This is a genomic window from Candidatus Bathyarchaeia archaeon (assembly GCA_035283685.1).
In the GTDB taxonomy this organism is placed as follows: domain Archaea; phylum Thermoproteota; class Bathyarchaeia; order Bathyarchaeales; family Bathyarchaeaceae; genus DATETJ01.
Genome location: DATETJ010000009.1, coordinates 173077 through 192172, shown reverse-complemented (window position 1 = coordinate 192172; position 19096 = coordinate 173077). Strand labels below are relative to the sequence as shown.

The following is a 19096-nucleotide window of genomic DNA, read 5'->3' as shown; positions in this document are numbered from 1 at the left end:
AAGTCGTTTATGAACTCAGAATCCACATTGGACTCGGATGCATGGAACTGCCCTTCATCAAACGTTGATTTCACCTCCGTAATCCTATTATCTTCGGACATCCACCTCTCTTCGAGTCGTGAAATCAAAATGCAGAGGAAAGCATTATACGGTATATTGCTAGTGCTAACACTGTCAGCTACATTAACAGTTAAACCCGCAACTGCAGACACTTTAACGCCAAACGACTTTAAGCTAAAAAGCTTCAGCAAGACAGTGGACTTCTTTGATTTTGCACGTTCATATGCTGCAGCCGCAGGCAAGCCTATTCCACCCAGCAACTGGCATGCTTACCTTTATCAAACCTATATCAATACAAGCGGTTTTCAATTATACTACAGCGGCTTGGTCAATATTACAGCTGGAACTGGCGCGCTAACCATTCCGGTGCAGAGCTTTATCGAGCATTACAAGACGCCCAACGGTAAAGACGTGCTCACAAGCTCATCTTTCATCATGCTCTTAGCCTTCAACGACACCGCCACATCTAAACACCCTGACTCGCCTGACTTGAACGACAATCTCTACGCTTCGTTCTCCTTGGGACTCGATCTAACGCCGATTTATGGCAACGCCACCAAACCAGCCTTGAGCAGCAAAACAGAGATCATACCGTTGACTTCGTCAAACAACGAACTAACGTGGACATGGGGCATGCGATACACAAACCTCACAGCCGTATGGTGGAGAATGTGGACAGATCCAGCTAACCCACGTTTTGAAGCGTTGCCCATAGCAATCACAACCTACGACGAACTAACGTTTACCTACCAATTAGACATAGATCCGAACAACCATACAGCTACAGTCACAGGCAATTACGTCATAGGCAGAATGACTAACCTCTGGCTTATCCGCTGGCTCTTCATAATTCCAGTTGTCGTCCATTATAATGCCACTGGAGCCTACACGCCGAACGGAAAAACCAAAATCAGCAACGAAAACATTTACCAGTTCCTGGATAAACAACACATCAAAATGAGCATTGTCCTGTTCCAGAACTCGCTTGTCCTCGGTGACATAAAAACCCAAAGCAGCCACAACAACCAAAACGTCACCGACGCAGAAGTCGACGTAGGCAACGGGGAAATATCAACTAAAGCGGGCAATGAAGAAATATTCAAAACAGACTTCGGCACAAAAGCAACATACCAACTGTACAATTACACGGCTGACCCAACAGAAACAGAATACACCGAGCACGACGCAGTGGCTCGAACCGCACCCAGACCTGGATACGCCAAAAACCCATTGTTCAGCATCCACGTCGCCCTGTTGAGATACGTGCCACTGATTGTGCAACATATGGCTCCAGCATTGTATCAGAAAGCAAAGGAATACATGCTGAACATGACGTACGCCGACTACTTCTACCTCATCTCCTACCCAGAGTACAGTGGCTTCAAGGTTAAGCATGACCCAACATACACAGCGTACATAGGAACGACCGCAGGCACAGCACCATTGTCAGGCAACTGGTTCGGGCTTCTACTAATAGGCGGCATAATCGCTGTAATCGCCATAGCCGTCATTCTTGTCATGAAGAGACGGGGCGCCAAAACACAAACGCTTCAACCGCCAACTCAACCCACGGCAACCAGCTAAAACCGTTTTTCCCACCCTCTTTTTTCTTCAACTTACTCTAAGCTTATTTCAGCAAAAGAAACGAGTTGTCAAAAGCAAAGTTTATAGGCGTGATGTGTCGTTTACGTTTTAGCCCCATAGATAAAATGGGGTAGCCCATTGGAGACCAGACTTTTCAGGTCGGATGACACCGGCCCGCTGGAGGAACCTCATAGTTTGAAAGAATCCCTCATCGTCCGTTCCTATGAAGCTGATTCTCTAATCGGAAATTTGAAAGGAGTTTGTTAGATTTGGAAACGAATTTGGCGCAAGATGATTTTCTCCTGTTACAGAAAGCGTTCTTTAAAGAGAAAGGTCTAGTTAGACAGCATTTGGACTCATACAACGAGTTCATTGAAAAAGGCTTGCAAGAAGTCATAAACGAAAACAACGAAATCAACATCGAAGTACCAGAGCAGCCCTACAAAATCAAACTTGGACAAATATGGATAATTGACCCTCAGTCCAAGATAAGCGGACCATACATGACTGAGGTTGACGGCACAAAACACGAAATTTACCCACTCGAAGGGAGATTCCGCAATCTCTCTTACTCAGCCCCGCTTTCATTGGAGATGACGCCGATTGTAGACGGCAGAGAACAAGAAACCGAACTCGTCTTAATCGGCAACTTGCCTGTCATGCTCAAATCGAAACTCTGCGTCTTATCTCAGCTCTTGCCTGAAGAACTGATATCCCACGGCGAAGACCCAAACGATCCAGGTGGCTACTTTGTCATAAACGGCTCTGAAAGAGTTATAGTCGCCTTGGAAGACTTGGCTCCCAACCGAATACTAGTTGACATCGACACACGTGGCACGACGCCAGTGTATCAATCAAAGATATTCTCCACGACGGTAGGCTTTAGAGCCCGTATCGAGCTGCATCTGAAATCAGACGGCTGCATTTATGTCTCCATGCCAGGAGTCCCATCGGAAATACCATTCGTAATCGTTATGCGCGCTCTAGGGTTGAAATCAGATAGGGAAATTGCAGAAGCAGTTTCACCCGAAAAAACGATTCAGATGGAAATTGAGCCGTCGTTCGAAAAGGCGTTAGGCATCGACACAGTTCCCGAAGCCGTAATGTACATTGGAAGTCGAGTGGCTCACGGGCAAGTTGAGGAATACAGACGCCAGAAAGCCGAGGGAATACTCGACCGCAATTTCTTGCCGCACATAGGGCGAACGCCCGACAAAAGAAAGGAAAAAGCTCTCTTTTTAGGCGAAATGGCTAACCGAGTCATCGAACTCAAACTGGGCAAACGCAAAACAGACGACAAAGACCACTTCAAGAACAAAAGATTGAAACTCGCTGGGCCATTGCTGGCGGATCTATTCAGAATTGCATTCCGCAACCTCACACGCGACATCAAGTATCAACTGGAACGTATGGGTGTTAAGAGACAACTGCTCTCCGTCTCCATAGCAGTACGCCCCGGCATAATCACCGAACGGCTCCAGCATGCGGTTGCGACAGGCAACTGGGGACGAGGACGCGTAGGCATAACACAACTACTGGACAGAACAAATCGCACCTCTACACTGAGTCACCTCAGACGGTTACAGTCACCGCTCAGCCGAAGCCAGCCCAACTTTGAGGCCCGAGACCTTCACCCCACACATTGGGGCAGATTGTGTCCTAACGAGACACCTGAAGGCTCAAACTGCGGCTTGGTGAAGAACCTTGCATTAGGCTCATGCATATCCGTAAGTGTGAACCCTGAGAAAGTCAAACACTTCCTCTACAGGCTTGGAGTAATCCCAATTCAGGATGCCAATGACTCCGTTAAGATCTCAGGCGCCAAAGTGTTTGTCGACGGCAACCTAATTGGATCAAGTCTCACACCCAACGAACTTGTGTCTGAAGTCCGACAAAAACGCCGCGTTGGAGAAATCTCAACTGAAGTGAACATTGCGCACTTCTCAAAAGAATACGGAAAGGAAAAGGACGAAATCTACCTTAACGGCGACGAAGGCAGAGTGCGCCGACCATTAATTAAAGTTGAAAACGGCGCGCCTAAACTCACACTTGAACACGTTGAAAAAGTCCGCGCTGGCGAATGGACGTGGGAAGACCTAGCAAAGCAGGGTATCATCGAATATATCGATGCAGAGGAAGAAGAGAACCTATACATCGCTTTGAACTACGACGAGGTCAAACCCGACCACACCCACGCGGAAATCACGACGTACACGATACTTGGCATATGCGCCTCTATAATTCCCTATCCTGAACACAATCAGTCGCCGCGCAACTCCTATGAAGCAGCAATGGCCAAACAAGCCTTGGGCATTCATTCGACCAATTTCCTGATGCGTGTCGACTCTCGCTCACATATTCTGCATTATCCTCAAAAACCAATGGTTAACACGCGGGCCATGGACATTATCGGCTATGACATGCAGCCATCTGGACAAAACGCAATTTTGGCTGTTTTGTCGTTTGAAGGCTACAACATGGAAGACGCTCTCATATTCAACAAAGCGTCAATTGAGCGAGGCTTAGGGCGCTCAACGTTCTACAGAATCTATGAGGGCGAGTGCCGCCAATACTTGGGCGGGTTAAAAGACAAATTCCTAACCCCGGAGGCTGGCATAAGAGGCTATAGGGGCGAACAATATTATCGTTTGCTGGAGCCAGACGGCATCATTGGACTCGAAGCCCCTGTAAATGGCGGCGACGTACTAATAGGACGCACAAGTCCACCCAGATTCTTGGAAGAATACAAAGAGTTCGAGATCAAAGGCCCTACCATGCGCGACACCTCGGTGGACGTGCGGCCTGCTGAGACAGGAGTTGTAGATCAGATTTTTATAACTGAAACCGGCGAAGGCAGCAAACTAGTCAAAGTGCGAGTGCGCGACCAGCGCGTTCCCGAACTAGGCGACAAATTTGCTTCAAGACATGGGCAGAAGGGCGTTATTGGTATGATTATTCCCCAAGAGGACATGCCGTTCAGCTTGGATGGCGTAGTTCCAGATATCATAATTAACCCTCACGCAATGCCTTCACGCATGACCATTGGGCAATTCCTAGAATCAATCGCTGGAAAGGTCGGCTCAGCCAGAGGCAAACCAGTTGATGGCACGCCGTTTGTTAACGAAAAACCAGACGATCTCAAGCGCATGCTCAAAGATCTGGGCTTCAGCCACACAGGCAGAGACACCTTGTACAACGGCATCACAGGTGAACGATTCGGTGTTGACATTTTCATGGGCGTCGTATATTATCAGAAACTGCATCACATGGTCGCTGACAAGATTCACGCTAGGGCACGAGGACAGGTGCAGATGTTGACTAGGCAGCCGACTGAGGGCAGAGCTCGAGGCGGCGGCTTGCGATTCGGCGAAATGGAAAGAGACTGCCTAATAGGACACGGCGCTGCTATGTTGCTGCGCGACCGACTGCTCGAAGAATCCGATCGATATTTACTCTACATCTGTGAAAACTGTGGCTACATCGCTTTCTACGATATCAAACAGCGCAAGTACGTGTGCCGTGTATGCGAGGACAAGGGCAGCGTTTCGCCAGTCGTCGTGTCTTACGCTTTCAAGCTGCTCTTACAAGAACTTATGAGCCTGTGTGTAACCCCGAAACTGAAACTAAAGGAGCGGGCATAAGCATGGCAGCTACAGCTGGAGAAGAATCAGTTCACAAGATTGTTGATCAAGTCTACTTTGGCGTAATGTCCCCACAGGACATTCGTAGGCTATCCGTTGCCGAAATTCACACAGCCGACACCTACGACGAAGATGGCGCCCCAATCACATCTGGGCTTATGGACGGTCGCCTAGGAACGCTGGAACCAAGACAAAGATGCAAAACCTGCGGCAACACTGCCATCCGATGCCCAGGGCATTTTGGGCAAATCGAACTCGCGGCACCAATCATCCATGTGGAGTTCACAAAAATAGTCCATGACTTACTGAATTCCACATGTCGAAACTGCGGTCGAATTATGCTTTCCGAGCAACGCATTGGGAGGTTGAAACTGAAAATCGAGAAGACACGCAAGCTCTTAGGATTGGTGCCGGACGATCTTTACAAAAAGGTCTTCCACGAATCAAAGAGCAAAGAGTGTCCTCATTGTGGCGCGCCTCAATATAAGCTTGAGTTCACCAAGCCTACGACTTTCCATGAGATTGGCGACGAAGGCGCGTCCAGATCGACACCTAGCATGATACGGGAGCGACTTGAACGCATATCTAACGATGACTTGGAATTGTTCGGCTTCAATCCACTTGTGGCGCGACCTGAATGGATGGTCCTTCAAGTGTTGCCTGTTCCCCCAGTCTATGTTAGGCCGTCCATCACATTGGAATCGGGCATTCGCTCAGAAGACGACTTGACTCACAAACTCGTGGACATCATCCGCATCAACCAGCGCTTAAAGGAAAACATGGAAGCAGGTGCCCCCACGCTCATTATACAAGACCTTTCTGAGCTTCTCCAATATCATGTGACCACTTATTTCAACAATGAAGCCTCAGGCATTCCGCCGGCGAGACATCGTTCAGGCAGAGCGCTTAAGACGCTTTCCCAGAGACTTAAAGGCAAAGAAGGCAGATTCAGAAGCAATCTGTCCGGTAAACGAGTGGACTTTTCGGCTCGCACAGTGATTTCACCGGACCCGAATCTTGACATAAGCGAGGTTGGCGTGCCGCTTGAAGTTGCAATGCGGCTTTCTATGCCTGAGAAAGTCACGTCTTGGAATATCGAAGCAATGCGCAAGCTGGTGATCAATGGACCAGAGAAGTATCCAGGTGCTCTTTACATCGTTCGCCCCGACGGCAAACGCATACGCTTAGAGTTCGTCACGGACAGAGACAAGATCGCTGAAGGAATCGAACCGATGTTCGTTGTCGAACGCCATCTCACGGACGGCGACATAGCAATTTTCAACCGACAGCCGTCGTTGCACCGAATGTCCATCATGGCGCACTACGTTAAAGTTCTGCCGCACAAAACCTTCCGGCTTCACTTGACAGTCTGTCCCCCTTACAACGCAGACTTCGACGGAGACGAAATGAACCTTCATATACCTCAAAGCGAGGAGGCGCAAACTGAAGCCCGCATGCTCATGCAGGTGCAGGATCAGATTCTCTCGCCTAGATTTGGAGGACCGATAATCGGCGCCAAGACCGACTTTATCACAGCTGCATACCTGCTCACAAGAACGTCATCACTTCTCAACCGAGAAGAAGTGTGCAAACTTACGCTTGCTGCGGGCTATGACGGACCTCTTCCAGAACCAGAAATCAAGAAAGCTGAGCCACTGTGGACTGGAAAGCAGATTTTTAGCCTGTTCATACCTAAAGATCTAAACTATGCTTTCAAAGCGGCTACGTGCGTGGCTTGCGGAAAGAAGTGTCTGGACGGATGCGAGTACGACGCCTACGTTGTCATCAAAGACGGCGAACTGAAAAGAGGAGTCATTGACCGAGCTGCAATAGGCGCCGAACAATCCGAATCGCTACTGCACAGAATAATAAAGGACTACGGTTCAGCCAGAGGACGGGAATTCCTTAACCATGTTTGTCGACTTCTAAACATGTTCATGACGATTCACGGCTTCACGTACTCATATGACGAGATGGAACTACCTCCTGCGGCACAGAAAAGAATCCGGCAAATCATCGCTGCCTCTGAAGAAGCAATTAACGGGTTAATCAAACAGTACAAGGACGGAACCCTGCTACGTCTTCCAGGTCAAACATTAGCTGACTCCTTTGAAATCTACGTCATGAACGAGCTAGCTGAAGCCCGAGACAAAGCTGGCAGAACCGCTGAAACCGCCTTTGGAAGCCAAAACTCAGGCTTGATAATGACGCAGACTGGAGCACGAGGATCAAGCCTAAACATTGGTCAAATGACCGCGATTGTGGGACAACAGTCGGTGCGTGGAAAGCGAATCATGAGAGGCTATCTTGAACGTGCTTTGCCGCACTTCAAGCTAGGCGATCCGTCCCCCACTGCCCGAGGTTTCGTCGACGCTTCGTACCGTCAGGGATTGGATCCTGTGGAGTTCTTCTTCCACTCTATGGGTGGACGTGAAGGCTTGGTGGACACCGCGGTTCGAACACAACAGAGCGGCTACATGCAGAGACGCCTCATCAACGCTTTGGAGCATCTCCGCATCGAGTACGATGGAACAGTGCGCAACTCTATCGGCGACATCATTCAATTCCAATACGGCGAAGATGGAGTGGATCCAGCGAAAAGCGACCATGGCAAAGCCGTTAACGTGTCTCGCATCGCGGAACAGATTAGAATTATGGTTGAAAAAGGCAAAGCGGCGCCGAAAGAATACATAAAGGAAGCCATCGATCAAGTCCGAGACAAGCTCACGCCCATGCTGGTTGACGAACTAAGAAACGAAATGGGCAAAGAAGAGTTGCCACGAAAAGGCGTAGAAAAAGCTGTGGCGCTAACCCATGAAAATTACAGGAAAGCGTTGGTTGAGCCCGGCGAGGCAGTCGGCATTGTTGCCGCTCAGTCCATTGGTGAACCGGGCACTCAGATGACGTTGAGAACGTTCCATTACGCGGGCGTAAGAGAGCAAAACGTCACACTAGGCTTGCCCCGTTTGATTGAAATTGTCGACGCACGCAGAATGCCGTCCACGCCGATTATGACGATTTACTTGGATAAAGAGCACGGAGACAGCAAGAGCAAGGCTACAGAGGTGGCGCGTGAAATCATCTCAACCACGCTGCAGGACATCATCAAAACCGAGCCATACGTAGCGCCAGAACTTGAAGAGGTTGTTATTCAAACGGATCCAACAATGATGGAAGACCGGGGGGTAACGCTTAAGCAACTAGAGAACATCATGCGCCTGCCCAACGCCACCCTGCGAATTAAGGGTGACAAATTGTACCTCAAACCCAAGAAAGTTGACGCGCGTAAACTAAAGGACAAGGTGCCAAGCCATCATGTAAAAGGCATTCCTGGGATCCGACGAGTGCTTGTGACAGAGGAGAAGGGTGAATGGGTCATCCACACAGACGGCTCAAACCTACCTAAAGTGTTAGACGTTGCGGGCATCGATCCAATTCGTACAATCACGAATCACATTCACGAGATCGCTAAGACTCTGGGCATTGAGGCAGCTAGAAGCGTCATAATTCAGGAAGCCATGGGAGTCCTTGAAGAACAAGGCTTGGACGTTGACATCCGACACGTTATGCTTGTAGCCGACATCATGACAGTGACGGGCGAAGTGCGCCAGATCGGCAGACATGGTATCAGCGGCGAGAAATCCAGCGTCTTGGCCAGAGCAGCCTTTGAAATCACCGTGCCGAACATCGTTGACGCCGCCATCAAAGGCGAAAGCGACCCACTGAAAGGCGTGACCGAAAATGTTATTGTGGGGCAGTCCATACCTATCGGCACTGGACTAGTTGACCTTTACATGGCGACGCTTGCGCGAGGAAGCAATCAATGATCGATATGGACAGAGCCATTGCGACTGCAATGAAGACAGGTAAAGTAATGCTAGGCGGCAGCAATGCTGCAAAAAACGCCAAGCTTGGCAGGGGAAAACTCATCGTTCTGGCTTCTAATTGCCCGTCCAACGTTAGAGAGGATGTGACATATTACGCCAAGCTTTCAGGCGTCCCAGTAGTTATTTATAAAGGCGCCAGCATAGACTTGGGCATGACATGTGGGAAACCATTCGCGGTTTCTGCCATGACGATTCGCGAACCCGGGGACTCCGACATACTGAAGACAATACAGGAAGATGCAGAGGCGAGCGACGAAGAAACGGAGATGACGACTGCGGAGGAAACGGATGAATAGCGGTATTCGGCTGACGAGCAAAGAAATGCGTTACATAGCCTTGTTTGAAAGCATTACAAGCGCAACGGTCAGAGATTGCATTGTAGACGACGAACAGAGTCGTATCATTTTTGTGGTCAAAGAGGGCGACATCGGCGTAGCCATCGGTAAAGGCGGCAAAAACATCCACTTGCTTGAAAGAATGACTGGAAAAAAACACGAGATTATAGAGCATTCCACCAGCCCACAGCAGTTCATCAAGAACGCCTTAAAACCCGCACACGTAAACGAAATACGGATAACTGAGCGACCAGACGGCAAATCAATTGCAGTGGTTTCAGTAAACGCACGAGACAAAGGCGTAGCCATAGGAAAGAACGGGCGCAACGCGGAGCGCATAAGATTCCTGGCCAAACGTTACTTCCAAATTCAAAACGTAAGCATCACTTAACGACAGCTTCTTAGCGCTGCAGAATGTTGACTTTTCTGAGTTTTTCTTCCACTTGATCTAATCCCAGTTTTCTGAGCAGTTCTGGTGTAGGCAGACCAGCTTTATTCCATCCCATCGCGTCGTAGTATTCCTGCTTGTGCTCTTCAAACGATTTCTTGTCCACTGTCTTTCCCTTATAGGGGCCTGTGGGCAGCGGCTCATAGAATCTTAGTGGGTTATCGTCATCTGCGTTGGCTTTCCATCGTATGTCAGGTCCTCCCAAAAGCAGCATGGCGCGTTGCAGTTGAATTATGCGCAACGCGTTTGTGTCATGCCACTCTTGGCGCAGGTTTTCCCAACCCGTGACTGCATCGAAGAAATCCCAAACGAGATCCATCCCTGTGGAAAACGTGTTGAACGAGCAGTACACGGCTGAGTCATCCAGTATTGTGTTGAACTCGCCGTTTTCACGTTCCGTTGGCGAGGATGGTAGCGAAGTATGGTCGCCTGCTTGCACATTGCACGCATACGACATGACGGTGGGGTAGTCTCTGCCGCTTCGAATGCCATGAGCGCCGATAGCCATGCCTTTTTCAACAACCGCGTAAGGCAGTAGATTCATGCTTTTCCTTTTTCCAAGTTGTAGCGCAGCCCTATACGCACCCTCGGCGAACACGCTGCCAAGCCCCTCACGCTTGGAAATCTTTGTAGCCAGTTCTGCAAATGCCTTCGTGTTTCCCCATTGGAGTTCGATGCCACCTAAGTCCTCTGCGCTTACAACGCCGCGTTGATAAAGTTCAGCTGCAAAAGCCAACGTGTTGCCTCCCTGAATTCCACACAAACCCAAGTCGTCAATCAGCGAAGAAAGAAAAACATTGTCTTCAGGCTTAAAAATACCCAAATTCGGTCCTAAGTAAGCCTGCAACTCGTAGTCGGGATTATCGGTAACGCTTCCTTTGAACTCGCCAACCCTTGGCATGGCTACTTTTAGGCATGAAGTGGGACAACCATAATCAGCCCAGTACCTCTTAACCCACAGTCTTTGCTCAAATTTATCCACCGCAAAGCTTCTTTCGTCATGCCACTCCTCTTGCCAGTTTCGCACCGGCTCAGAGCTCGTCCGAGCTCCGAAGTTGTAGCCTCCTGCTCCGGTGCCCCATCTTCGAAAAGCTCCAGCCTTGTAGCACTTCTTGTCTGCGTCTTTTATGAGTTCGCCGACTTTCTCTATGTCCTCAACCTCTGGAAGCGGACCCAATCCTTTGACGACTATGGCCTTCAGGTTCTTGCTGCCCATTACTCCTCCGTAGCCGCCGTACCCAGCGGCGTGGGTCCACTTTTCCATAACCGCTGCAATTCTGGTCTGAGTCTCACCTGCAGGTCCAATGTAAAGGGCCTGTGGCTCCTTCAATTCTCCATACTCTGGATAAGTTGCTTTCAGCTCTCTTCTTGTTTCCTCAGTTAGGATTTTGAGCGTCTGCTTGCCATTCTTACCCCATACGTGACTTGCGTCTTTAATCGAGACTTGATCATCGAAGATTGATAGATAACAAGGGTTGGAAGCTTTCCCTGTGACAATTATGCCATCGTAACCAGCGCACTTCAAATCGACCCCGAACTCTCCACCCACAGTGGAGCCAACCATGCCGTTGCTCTGGGGTGACTTGCCTGATACACAGATTCTGGCGCCCGGAAAGAAACCTGTCAAGGGGCCAGTCAAAACTGTGAGCACGTTTTCGGGTGCAAAAGGGTCCACCGTCTCCCATTTTTCACCTAGCCTATCCCAGAGAATTTTGGCGGCTAGACCTCGACCCCCAATGAAACGCCTCAAAACGCCCTCGTCAAACTTGGTCTGCATTACTTTCCGTGTTGAAAGATCGATGTCTAGGAACTTGCCAGCATATCCTCGCATTTTAGATAAATTCCTCCCCTGCTTCACCGTAAAGGTTGCGCACTATCTCACGCGTTATTTCCTCAGGCTTGCGAGCGTGCACCTTATAGACTTGCCACGAGCTTCGAGTCGTGGTCTCAAGCGCATCCCAACTGCCTTCTTGGCAAACCTTGGCGCATAGAGGTCGCCCATTACACAGATCACAGATAAGTATCGTTTTCTTGACAGGATGCAGATGCGGCACCCTTCCTGGACAGGCTTCAATGCAAACGCCACAAGCAGTGCACTGTTCCTCGTTTACCAGAACTGCGCCAGTTTTCTGGCTTATAGACAATGCGCCCATTGAACAAGCTTTGACGCATGGGTAATCCTCACACTGCGCGCATAGGTGTGGGACCTCGGCGCCGGGAACAAGCATGAACACGCGAATTCGAGACGCCTCAGGCCATATTCGCCTTTCACGATGAAGTGAGCAGGCGATTTCGCATTTTCGGCAACCACTGCACTTTAGAAAATCACGGGCAATCCATATTCGCTTTCTAGAACGCATGTTATCCTTCGCCTTCGAATTGAGAGAATTATGCATGTTCGCTGCTTCTTATTAGCGTGTCGTTTGCGCGTTCTAACTCATTCACGGCGAGTAAAAGGCCACTCACAATATGCAGATTCGTTTAAATGGTGCTCCAGTCTATCACCATTATCTGGGTGTACAGCCGCCAATGCAGAAGCGCACGCTGTTTCCTTTCTCAGCCATTGTTGATCTCGATAAACTCCGTTTGTCCATACTCATCAACGCCATCAACCCGAAGGTGGGTGGTGTGTTGATTCGCGGACCAAAAGGCTCAGGAAAAACTACGGTTGTCCGCGCTCTAGCAGACATTTTGCCAAAAATAACAGTGTCGACGATTTGCCACTTCAACTGCAACCCAGTTGACCTCACCAACATGTGTGCTCTTTGCAGCGAACGCTATCGCAAAGCCGAGAAACTGCCCGCAGAAGAGCGAGAGATGATTGTGGTTGACCTGCCCTTAGGCGCAACTGAAGATCGGGTTGTGGGCAGCCTCGACGTGGAAAAAGCCATAAAACTCGGGGTCCAGGCCCTGGAACCTGGAATTCTTGCTGAAGCAAACCAGAACATTCTCTACGTGGACGAGGTAAACCTTTTGCCCGACCACATTGCCGACGATTTGCTAGATGCAGCGGCTACGGGCTGGAACGTTGTAGAAAGAGAGGGAATCTCGGTAAGGCATCCATCACGGTTCATCTTCATCGGCACAATGAATCCTGAGGAAGGCGAATTAAGACCGCAGCTTCTTGACAGGTTTCCGTTATCGGTAACGGTTGGCAGGATATCAACCGTTGAAGACAGGATAGAAGTCGTCAAAAGAAACACTAAGTTCGAAGTCGATCCTGAGAAATTCCATAAAGAATTTCAACCTTTGCAGGAGGAGCTTCGAAACAGGATTTTTCGGGCAAGAGAGGGTTTGCCAAAGGTTGAAATGCCGCAGGAACTTCTCGAAATAATCTGCAAAGCTTGCTTAGACCTGAAAGTAGACGGCATGAGACCAGATATAGTTATACACAAAGCCGCAGTAACGTTGGCTGCTTTTGAGAACCGAACCCAAGTCACATTAAATGATGTTATGGTGGCCGCAGAACTTGTCCTCAGCCACAGAACCAGAGAAGGCGGCTTTCTCGAGGCTGCTACGCCGGAAGAAATCAAACAAGCCCTTGCCACGAGGGCAAAAGAGATCAAATACCTGGAAGACACAGGACCGCCTCAACCGGGAACGAAGGGAAAAGCCAAAGGCAGAGTCCTAGTCTGGCAACAAAGAGAAGCAACAGAAAAGGAGGAAGACCGCCTGAAGAAACGTGAGAGGGCACGCTCCATATGGTCCCGCGCCTATTTCACTTTCAACAGGTTAACCGGCGGCGCAGTCTTTGCCAAGGGGAAGAGGCTCAAAAAAGGATTGAAGGACTCTCCGGTGGTGGACGGCGCACTCAAAGACGCGAACTTCAAGACGAGCGAAACAGCCGACGTGCAAGAAAAAGATGTTAAAAAGGACGACAAAGCCTCGCCGACGGTAAGTTCTGAGCCCAAAACACCTGATTCCGCCAAGGGCTTTTCCACGCTTGTCACTAGAGCACCCATTCCTACAGTTAGCTCGGTAGTTGGAGTCACGCACTTGAACGAAGGCGTGTCCGCGTTCGCCCGGCTGAAAGAGAGCTTTCTCGTCGCCTTCAGACATTCCGAGATGCGGACGAAGAAGAAAAAGAAGCTGCATAGTCACGTGGGTAGACGCGCTGAAACAGTCACAACGCAGCATCGAGGTCGACCTTATGGATGGAGGCTTCCAAGAGGCAAGCCAAAGGACATTCATTTGCCAGCAACTATCCGAGCCGCGGCAACTAAACAAAGTGTAAGAGAGAAACCGATTGCCACAGCGCTCCAAATAGGCTTACAGGATGTACGAGAAAAACTGAGACTGTACAAAGCTCCCATGACCATCATGTTTGTCATTGACCTAAGCGGCTCCATGCTCATGAACATAGAAGCCTTGAAAACCGCCATTCTAAGCTCTCACAAAGAAGCATGCCGTTCCAGGGATCGTGTTGGTATTGTAGCAGTCAAAGACACGGGCGCAGTGGTTGTTCAACACCCAATAACCAATCTTCGAGTAGTGGCAAGCAGGCTGGCGGGTCTGAAGATCAGTGGCTTCACGCCTCTAGCCACTGGCATGCTCAAAGCTTGGGAAGTTTTGAAAGAAGCGAAGAGAAGGGACGTCTCCACCATACCTGTCATGATAATCATGACTGACGGAAGCGCCAACGTGCCCTTGAAAAGAAGCATGTCGACCGGCGAAATCCGCCAATTCGATGAAGTGGGCATAGCTGTTCGAAAATACGAAGACTGGGCAATAAAGGACGTCATGGATGTTTCGAAGACTATAAAGAAAGAAGGAATCCACACAATTGTGGTGAACACCAATCCGAAGCTGTATGGTCGAGAAACCTATGGTCTGGTGGTAACAGAAAGAATCGCTTCTATAACAAATGGCGCTCTGCATCAAGTAGGGCGGGTCACTTTGGAGGATGAATTTGTGAGGAAGATCGTTGAGGGCATTGCTGAGGATCGGAGATTGATAGCGCACAACGAGCCGCTTTCCTCAGAACCGCCCGACTAGGCATTTGGCATCACAGTTCTTTCGTTATTACCATTATGATTTTATAATCGAACTGTCAAACAATAGGCGGATTGAAAATGGCAGAAGGGAAAATTGTAGTTCTTCTAGGCTCCATAAGTGACTTGGCGTTTGCTCATCGAGTCAAGGATTTTCTACGCGAGTCCCGCTTCCCAGTCAAATGCATATTCAGGATCAATTCTGCACACAGGCACACCGACAAACTGCTTAGTGATCTAAAGGGTTTCGAACAATCCGAGGACAATATTGTCTATATCACAATGGCTGGTTTGTCAGACGCGCTTTCAGGCGTTGTCGCAGGCAATTCCAAATATCCCGTTATTGCTTGCCCACCAGACCTTGAAAAGCTTGGGCTTCCAAAAATGTTCTCTTCGATGATGATGCCCCAAGGCATAGCTGTAAGTTTGGTGTCATCTCCCGAGAATGCCGCCCTCTTGGCGGTGAAAATCTTGGCATTATCTAATCCTTCGCTTACGAACCGCGTTGTCGATTGCATGAACACCTTGAAGAGCGTTGTGGCAAAAGCTGATGCCGATCTGCTCAAAAAAGAAGAGCATGAAAGGGAACGCGAACACATAGAACGCATCGATCACTTAGAACACGGAGAACATGCGGAGCACGCAGAGGACACCTGATGCAAACTGAAGTTGTGATGGAAACAAGTCTTCCACTTCCCTTATTTAAGAGGGGTAAAGTGCGAGACGTCTACGACCTAGGCGATAAGCTGCTCATTGTGTCAACAGACAGAATCTCAGCATTTGACGTTGTACTGCCAAACGGTATTCCATTTAAAGGCGAAGCCCTGAACCGAATATCAAACTATTGGTTCAATCAGACTGCAGATATAGTTGCCAACCACGTCATCGATGTAGTTGATCCCCGCTCAGTTCTTGTTAAGAAGTCAAAACCCATCAAAGTCGAATTTGTTGTCAGAGGCTATCTCTACGGCTCATTATGGGAAAGCTACAAGCAAGGCAAGTCGACGTCGTTACCAAAAGGCTTGGAAAAAGCGGAGAAACTCAAGAGCCCAATTTTGACGCCCACAACCAAAGCCGACACAGGTCACGACACCGAGCTGTCACGAGAAGACGTTTCAAAGCAAATCGGCAAATCCTTGGCTACCGAAGTCGAGGAAGTAAGCTTAAGAATCTATGAAAGAGCCTCAGATACGGCAGAGACACACGGCATAATAATCGCCGACACAAAATTCGAATTCGGCTTCTCCAATAATGAACTGATGCTCATAGACGAGTGCATAACACCCGACTCGAGCAGATTCTGGTCTAAGGAAAAACACCGAGTCGGGCAGGATCAGTTTAGCTATGATAAACAGTGTGTCCGCGACTACTTGGTTAGTGTAGGTTGGAATAAGCAGCCGCCTGCCCCAGATTTGCCTGAACACGTGATCCTTGAGACCTCAAAGAAATACATTGAAGCGTATGAGCTTTTGACAGGTAGAGATTTCTAGATTTTTTAGACAAGATATAGACACTAAAACTGTTAATATTCGTTCAAACACTCTAACGAAAACCGTTATATGCGGTTTTCTCTGTTTACAGAGGCGTGATTTAAATGGTCATAGCAAGAGAAGAAATGCAAGAAATAGCACGATCATACAAGGAACCGATTGGACTTAATCTTGGTTCTCATTCAGCCTTGGATGCGTGGCAAGGGCAAAGAAACTACGGCTTGAGAAGCATAATTTACACCACTCGTGGAAGGGCGCGCATCTATCTTCAAAATCCAATGGTTGGCGAGTCAGGCAAACCTGTAGAAGACCTGCCGGCTCAGGTGCGAAGCGACCTTGTCGTAACCGATGATCCATCAGACATCAAGAAAACTGATAAGAAATGGCGAAGCGTCATCCTGATTCTGAACGAATATAAAGACATACTGAAGTACACAGACGAGCTTGTCGAATTGGAGTGCATGCAAATCCCCAACAGGGCTTTCTCGGTCTACGTGGGCGGAGACGAATATTGCAGTGACATCGAAAATGATTACCCTGTTCCAATCCTTGGTTCAAGATTGGCTTTGAAGGTGGAGAATCGAGGCGAAATCGAAAAGGACTATTACTGGTTCGCGGAAAAAGCCCACATACCTTATCCGAAATCCTACAAATTCGAGGTGCACAAAACTGGGATACGCTTCAAAGAAGCCATCGAAGACCCCATTCTGCTAAAGGCGGAACATGCGCACCGATCCTTTGAGCGCGAATTCATCTTCGCGGCGGATTCCAACGATTTGGAAGCTAAGGTCGAAAGGGAAATGCAGATCGGCAACTTGAACAAGGAGTGCTTGGAACGCGCGCGCATCGAACAAATCGTGTTAGGACCACACGCCAACTTCAACTTCTTCTTTTCACCTCTTGACGCCCAAGAGGACTGGGGAGACGTTGACAAATGGTACGCCAAACTCCACAAAACCAGTTTAGAAGAGGCTAGAACTTGCCTGGCAAATCAGTTTCTATCCATAGATGAGCGGCGTGAAACAATTCTGGACGGCGTCAAACGTTTGCCTATGGATGTACAGGCGAAAATCAAACGAGTACCTTCATTCGAAGTTTCAGCTCACCTTGTCATGAGTCTGCGTGAATCGTTGCTGAAGGACATGCATCGATATGCCGATGCCTACTTATTGGCAATGAAGAAGCATTTGACACCAGGCATAATCGGTGCTTGGTGCCTACAGACACTTATCACTTGGGACAAGATATCAAAGTATGAGCACAATCCGTCAGTCAAAGTTGATGTCACAATGGGTTCTGAAGCCAAAACAGCAATGGATTACGGGTTGTACGATGTTCCAGAAGGCGCTGAACCCCTCATGCACATTCCAGTGACACAGGATGTGGCTTTGAGACACGGAGGCGGAACCAACGTGCACATGGGCATAGGTTCGCAATACGCTAACGCCAAGTATAACAAGACAATGAGTATGGGCGACCGAATTGCGTTGGAGATCAAGCGGGCATCGAAAGAGAAGAAACTTCATCTCATCGTAACTTAAACGAGTGAAGAATTCAATGCCTAAAAAACCAGCTAAGACGCTAACTTATGCCGAGGTAGGTGTGGATCGAAGACTCCGCACGAAATCAAAGAAAGCATTAGAAACCCTTGGTAAGACGTATAGGTTCAGCAGATACGGGCCTATTGTCAAGCTCCCGTACGGCAACATTTTCCCCATTGGCGGCAACATGTACCTCGACTTGGTCATCGAAGAAATCGGCACAAAGGTCTTGATAGCTCAACTCGCTGACAAATATGACACCATCGGCATCGATGGCATAGCCATGGCCGTTAACGATGTCATACGTTCAGGTGCGCGTCCTCTAGCGTTAGCTGACAACATTCACGCTCATGTTTCTAACCCTGCTCTAATCAGAGAATGGATGAAGGGCATAGTTGGAGGTGCTGAAGAAGCAGAGTGCGTGGTGCCAAGTGGCGAAATCGGCGACGTTCCTGACCTCATCAAGGGCATTGCAGAGGGAAAAGGCTTTGACATGGTCTTCGCTTCGGTCGGCGAGGTGCACAAACACAGCATCATTTATGGAAGTAACCTGAAGCCTGGAGACGTAGTCATTGGCATGCGTAGCTCAGGCATCCACAGCAACGGCATTTCACTTGCACGAAAGGTTTTGTTCAAACATTGGGGGGGCGCATACGAACCCTTCGACGTTCCAGATGGGTTGGGCAGAGAACTTGTTTACGAAGTTCTCGAGCCAACACGGATCTACGTTAAACCAATGGTCAGGCTTGCGGGAAGCCTCGAGATCAAGGCAATGGTTCACATCACGGGCGACGCTTACCTCAAATTCGACAAACTTATGCACATCAACAAATGTATAGGGTTCGAATTCGACAACTTCAAGTCGCAGCCAATATTCCGCCTTATCCAGCAAGTTTCTGAGAAGCGTCGAAAACCTATTTCGGACCATGAGATGTTCAAGACCTTCAACATGGGCTGGGGCTTCGCAGTGGTCGTGGACAGAGGAGCTAAGGATGAAGCTGTTGATTTGCTGTGCAGAGGTGGCATTGAGACCGAATCAATAGGCACGGTTACAGAAATGGGCAAGATCGTCGTTAAATATGAAGGAAAGAAAATGCATCTTTCTCGAGAATAGCCGTT

12 protein-coding genes are annotated in these 19096 nt (G+C 48.9%); 10 read left to right on the top strand and 2 right to left on the bottom strand.

All coding sequences use genetic code 11. The annotated features are described in order from the left end of the window. Nucleotides 1–9 precede the first annotated feature (9 nt). The 5 genes from VJ249_07615 to VJ249_07595 all read left to right on the top strand — a co-directional run bounded on the left by VJ249_07615 (nucleotide 10) and on the right by VJ249_07595 (nucleotide 9898). Nucleotides 10–1644, top strand: coding sequence for a hypothetical protein (locus VJ249_07615; GenBank protein HKZ94430.1), 1635 nt, complete (start codon nucleotides 10–12; stop codon nucleotides 1642–1644). Nucleotides 1645–1913: 269 nt separating this feature from the next. Further along, nucleotides 1914–5285 (top strand): DNA-directed RNA polymerase subunit B, encoded by a 3372-nt coding sequence (locus VJ249_07610; protein ID HKZ94429.1) that lies wholly within the window; start codon nucleotides 1914–1916, stop codon nucleotides 5283–5285. A 2-nt stretch (nucleotides 5286–5287) separates the two neighbouring features. After that, nucleotides 5288–9112 (top strand): DNA-directed RNA polymerase subunit A', encoded by a 3825-nt coding sequence (locus VJ249_07605; protein ID HKZ94428.1) that lies wholly within the window; start codon nucleotides 5288–5290, stop codon nucleotides 9110–9112. Continuing rightward, on the top strand, nucleotides 9109–9468 hold the full coding sequence (locus VJ249_07600) for a 50S ribosomal protein L30e (GenBank protein HKZ94427.1): 360 nt from the start codon (nucleotides 9109–9111) through the stop codon (nucleotides 9466–9468). Before VJ249_07605 ends, VJ249_07600 begins: the two co-directional genes overlap by 4 nt. Then, a complete protein-coding gene (locus VJ249_07595; protein ID HKZ94426.1) occupies nucleotides 9461–9898 on the top strand; it encodes a NusA-like transcription termination signal-binding factor in 438 nt (145 codons plus the stop codon). Before VJ249_07600 ends, VJ249_07595 begins: the two co-directional genes overlap by 8 nt. 10 nt (nucleotides 9899–9908) lie before the next feature. On the opposite strand, the gene VJ249_07590 is transcribed toward VJ249_07595, so the two are convergent. Beyond that, nucleotides 9909–11786: an aldehyde ferredoxin oxidoreductase C-terminal domain-containing protein gene (locus VJ249_07590; protein ID HKZ94425.1), complete on the bottom strand. Its 1878-nt coding sequence runs from the start codon at nucleotides 11784–11786 to the stop codon at nucleotides 9909–9911. A gap of 1 nt (nucleotide 11787) precedes the next feature. After that, on the bottom strand, nucleotides 11788–12315 hold the full coding sequence (locus tag VJ249_07585; protein HKZ94424.1) for a 4Fe-4S dicluster domain-containing protein: 528 nt from the start codon (nucleotides 12313–12315) through the stop codon (nucleotides 11788–11790). A 169-nt stretch (nucleotides 12316–12484) separates the two neighbouring features. Here VJ249_07585 and VJ249_07580 point away from each other — a divergent pair, with 169 nt between their 5' ends. The 5 genes from VJ249_07580 to purM all read left to right on the top strand — a co-directional run bounded on the left by VJ249_07580 (nucleotide 12485) and on the right by purM (nucleotide 19091). Continuing rightward, nucleotides 12485–14950 (top strand): AAA family ATPase, encoded by a 2466-nt coding sequence (locus VJ249_07580; protein ID HKZ94423.1) that lies wholly within the window; start codon nucleotides 12485–12487, stop codon nucleotides 14948–14950. Between the two features lie 77 nt (nucleotides 14951–15027). Continuing rightward, a complete protein-coding gene (locus VJ249_07575) occupies nucleotides 15028–15603 on the top strand; it encodes an AIR carboxylase family protein (protein HKZ94422.1) in 576 nt (191 codons plus the stop codon). Next, entirely contained in the window at nucleotides 15603–16436 is an 834-nt protein-coding gene (locus tag VJ249_07570; protein ID HKZ94421.1) for a phosphoribosylaminoimidazolesuccinocarboxamide synthase, read from the top strand. Before VJ249_07575 ends, VJ249_07570 begins: the two co-directional genes overlap by 1 nt. Before the next feature lie 104 nt (nucleotides 16437–16540). Beyond that, on the top strand, nucleotides 16541–17977 hold the full coding sequence (locus VJ249_07565) for a DUF1297 domain-containing protein (protein HKZ94420.1): 1437 nt from the start codon (nucleotides 16541–16543) through the stop codon (nucleotides 17975–17977). Nucleotides 17978–17993: 16 nt separating this feature from the next. Beyond that, a complete protein-coding gene (purM, locus tag VJ249_07560) occupies nucleotides 17994–19091 on the top strand; it encodes a phosphoribosylformylglycinamidine cyclo-ligase (GenBank protein HKZ94419.1) in 1098 nt (365 codons plus the stop codon). Nucleotides 19092–19096: the final 5 nt, after the last annotated feature.

What these genes read in the sequence shown, in the direction of transcription:
- VJ249_07615 (HKZ94430.1), top strand. Translation starts at nt 10, where the DNA reads ATGAACTCAGAATCCACATTGGACTCGGATGCATGGAACTGCCCTTCA.
- VJ249_07605 (HKZ94428.1), top strand. Translation starts at nt 5,288, where the DNA reads ATGGCAGCTACAGCTGGAGAAGAATCAGTTCACAAGATTGTTGATCAA.
- VJ249_07600 (HKZ94427.1), top strand. Translation starts at nt 9,109, where the DNA reads ATGATCGATATGGACAGAGCCATTGCGACTGCAATGAAGACAGGTAAA.
- VJ249_07595 (HKZ94426.1), top strand. Translation starts at nt 9,461, where the DNA reads ATGAATAGCGGTATTCGGCTGACGAGCAAAGAAATGCGTTACATAGCC.
- VJ249_07590 (HKZ94425.1), bottom strand. Translation starts at nt 11,786, where the DNA reads ATGCGAGGATATGCTGGCAAGTTCCTAGACATCGATCTTTCAACACGG.
- VJ249_07585 (HKZ94424.1), bottom strand. Translation starts at nt 12,315, where the DNA reads ATGCGTTCTAGAAAGCGAATATGGATTGCCCGTGATTTTCTAAAGTGC.
- VJ249_07580 (HKZ94423.1), top strand. Translation starts at nt 12,485, where the DNA reads ATGCAGAAGCGCACGCTGTTTCCTTTCTCAGCCATTGTTGATCTCGAT.
- VJ249_07575 (HKZ94422.1), top strand. Translation starts at nt 15,028, where the DNA reads ATGGCAGAAGGGAAAATTGTAGTTCTTCTAGGCTCCATAAGTGACTTG.
- VJ249_07570 (HKZ94421.1), top strand. Translation starts at nt 15,603, where the DNA reads ATGCAAACTGAAGTTGTGATGGAAACAAGTCTTCCACTTCCCTTATTT.
- VJ249_07565 (HKZ94420.1), top strand. Translation starts at nt 16,541, where the DNA reads ATGGTCATAGCAAGAGAAGAAATGCAAGAAATAGCACGATCATACAAG.
- purM (HKZ94419.1), top strand. Translation starts at nt 17,994, where the DNA reads ATGCCTAAAAAACCAGCTAAGACGCTAACTTATGCCGAGGTAGGTGTG.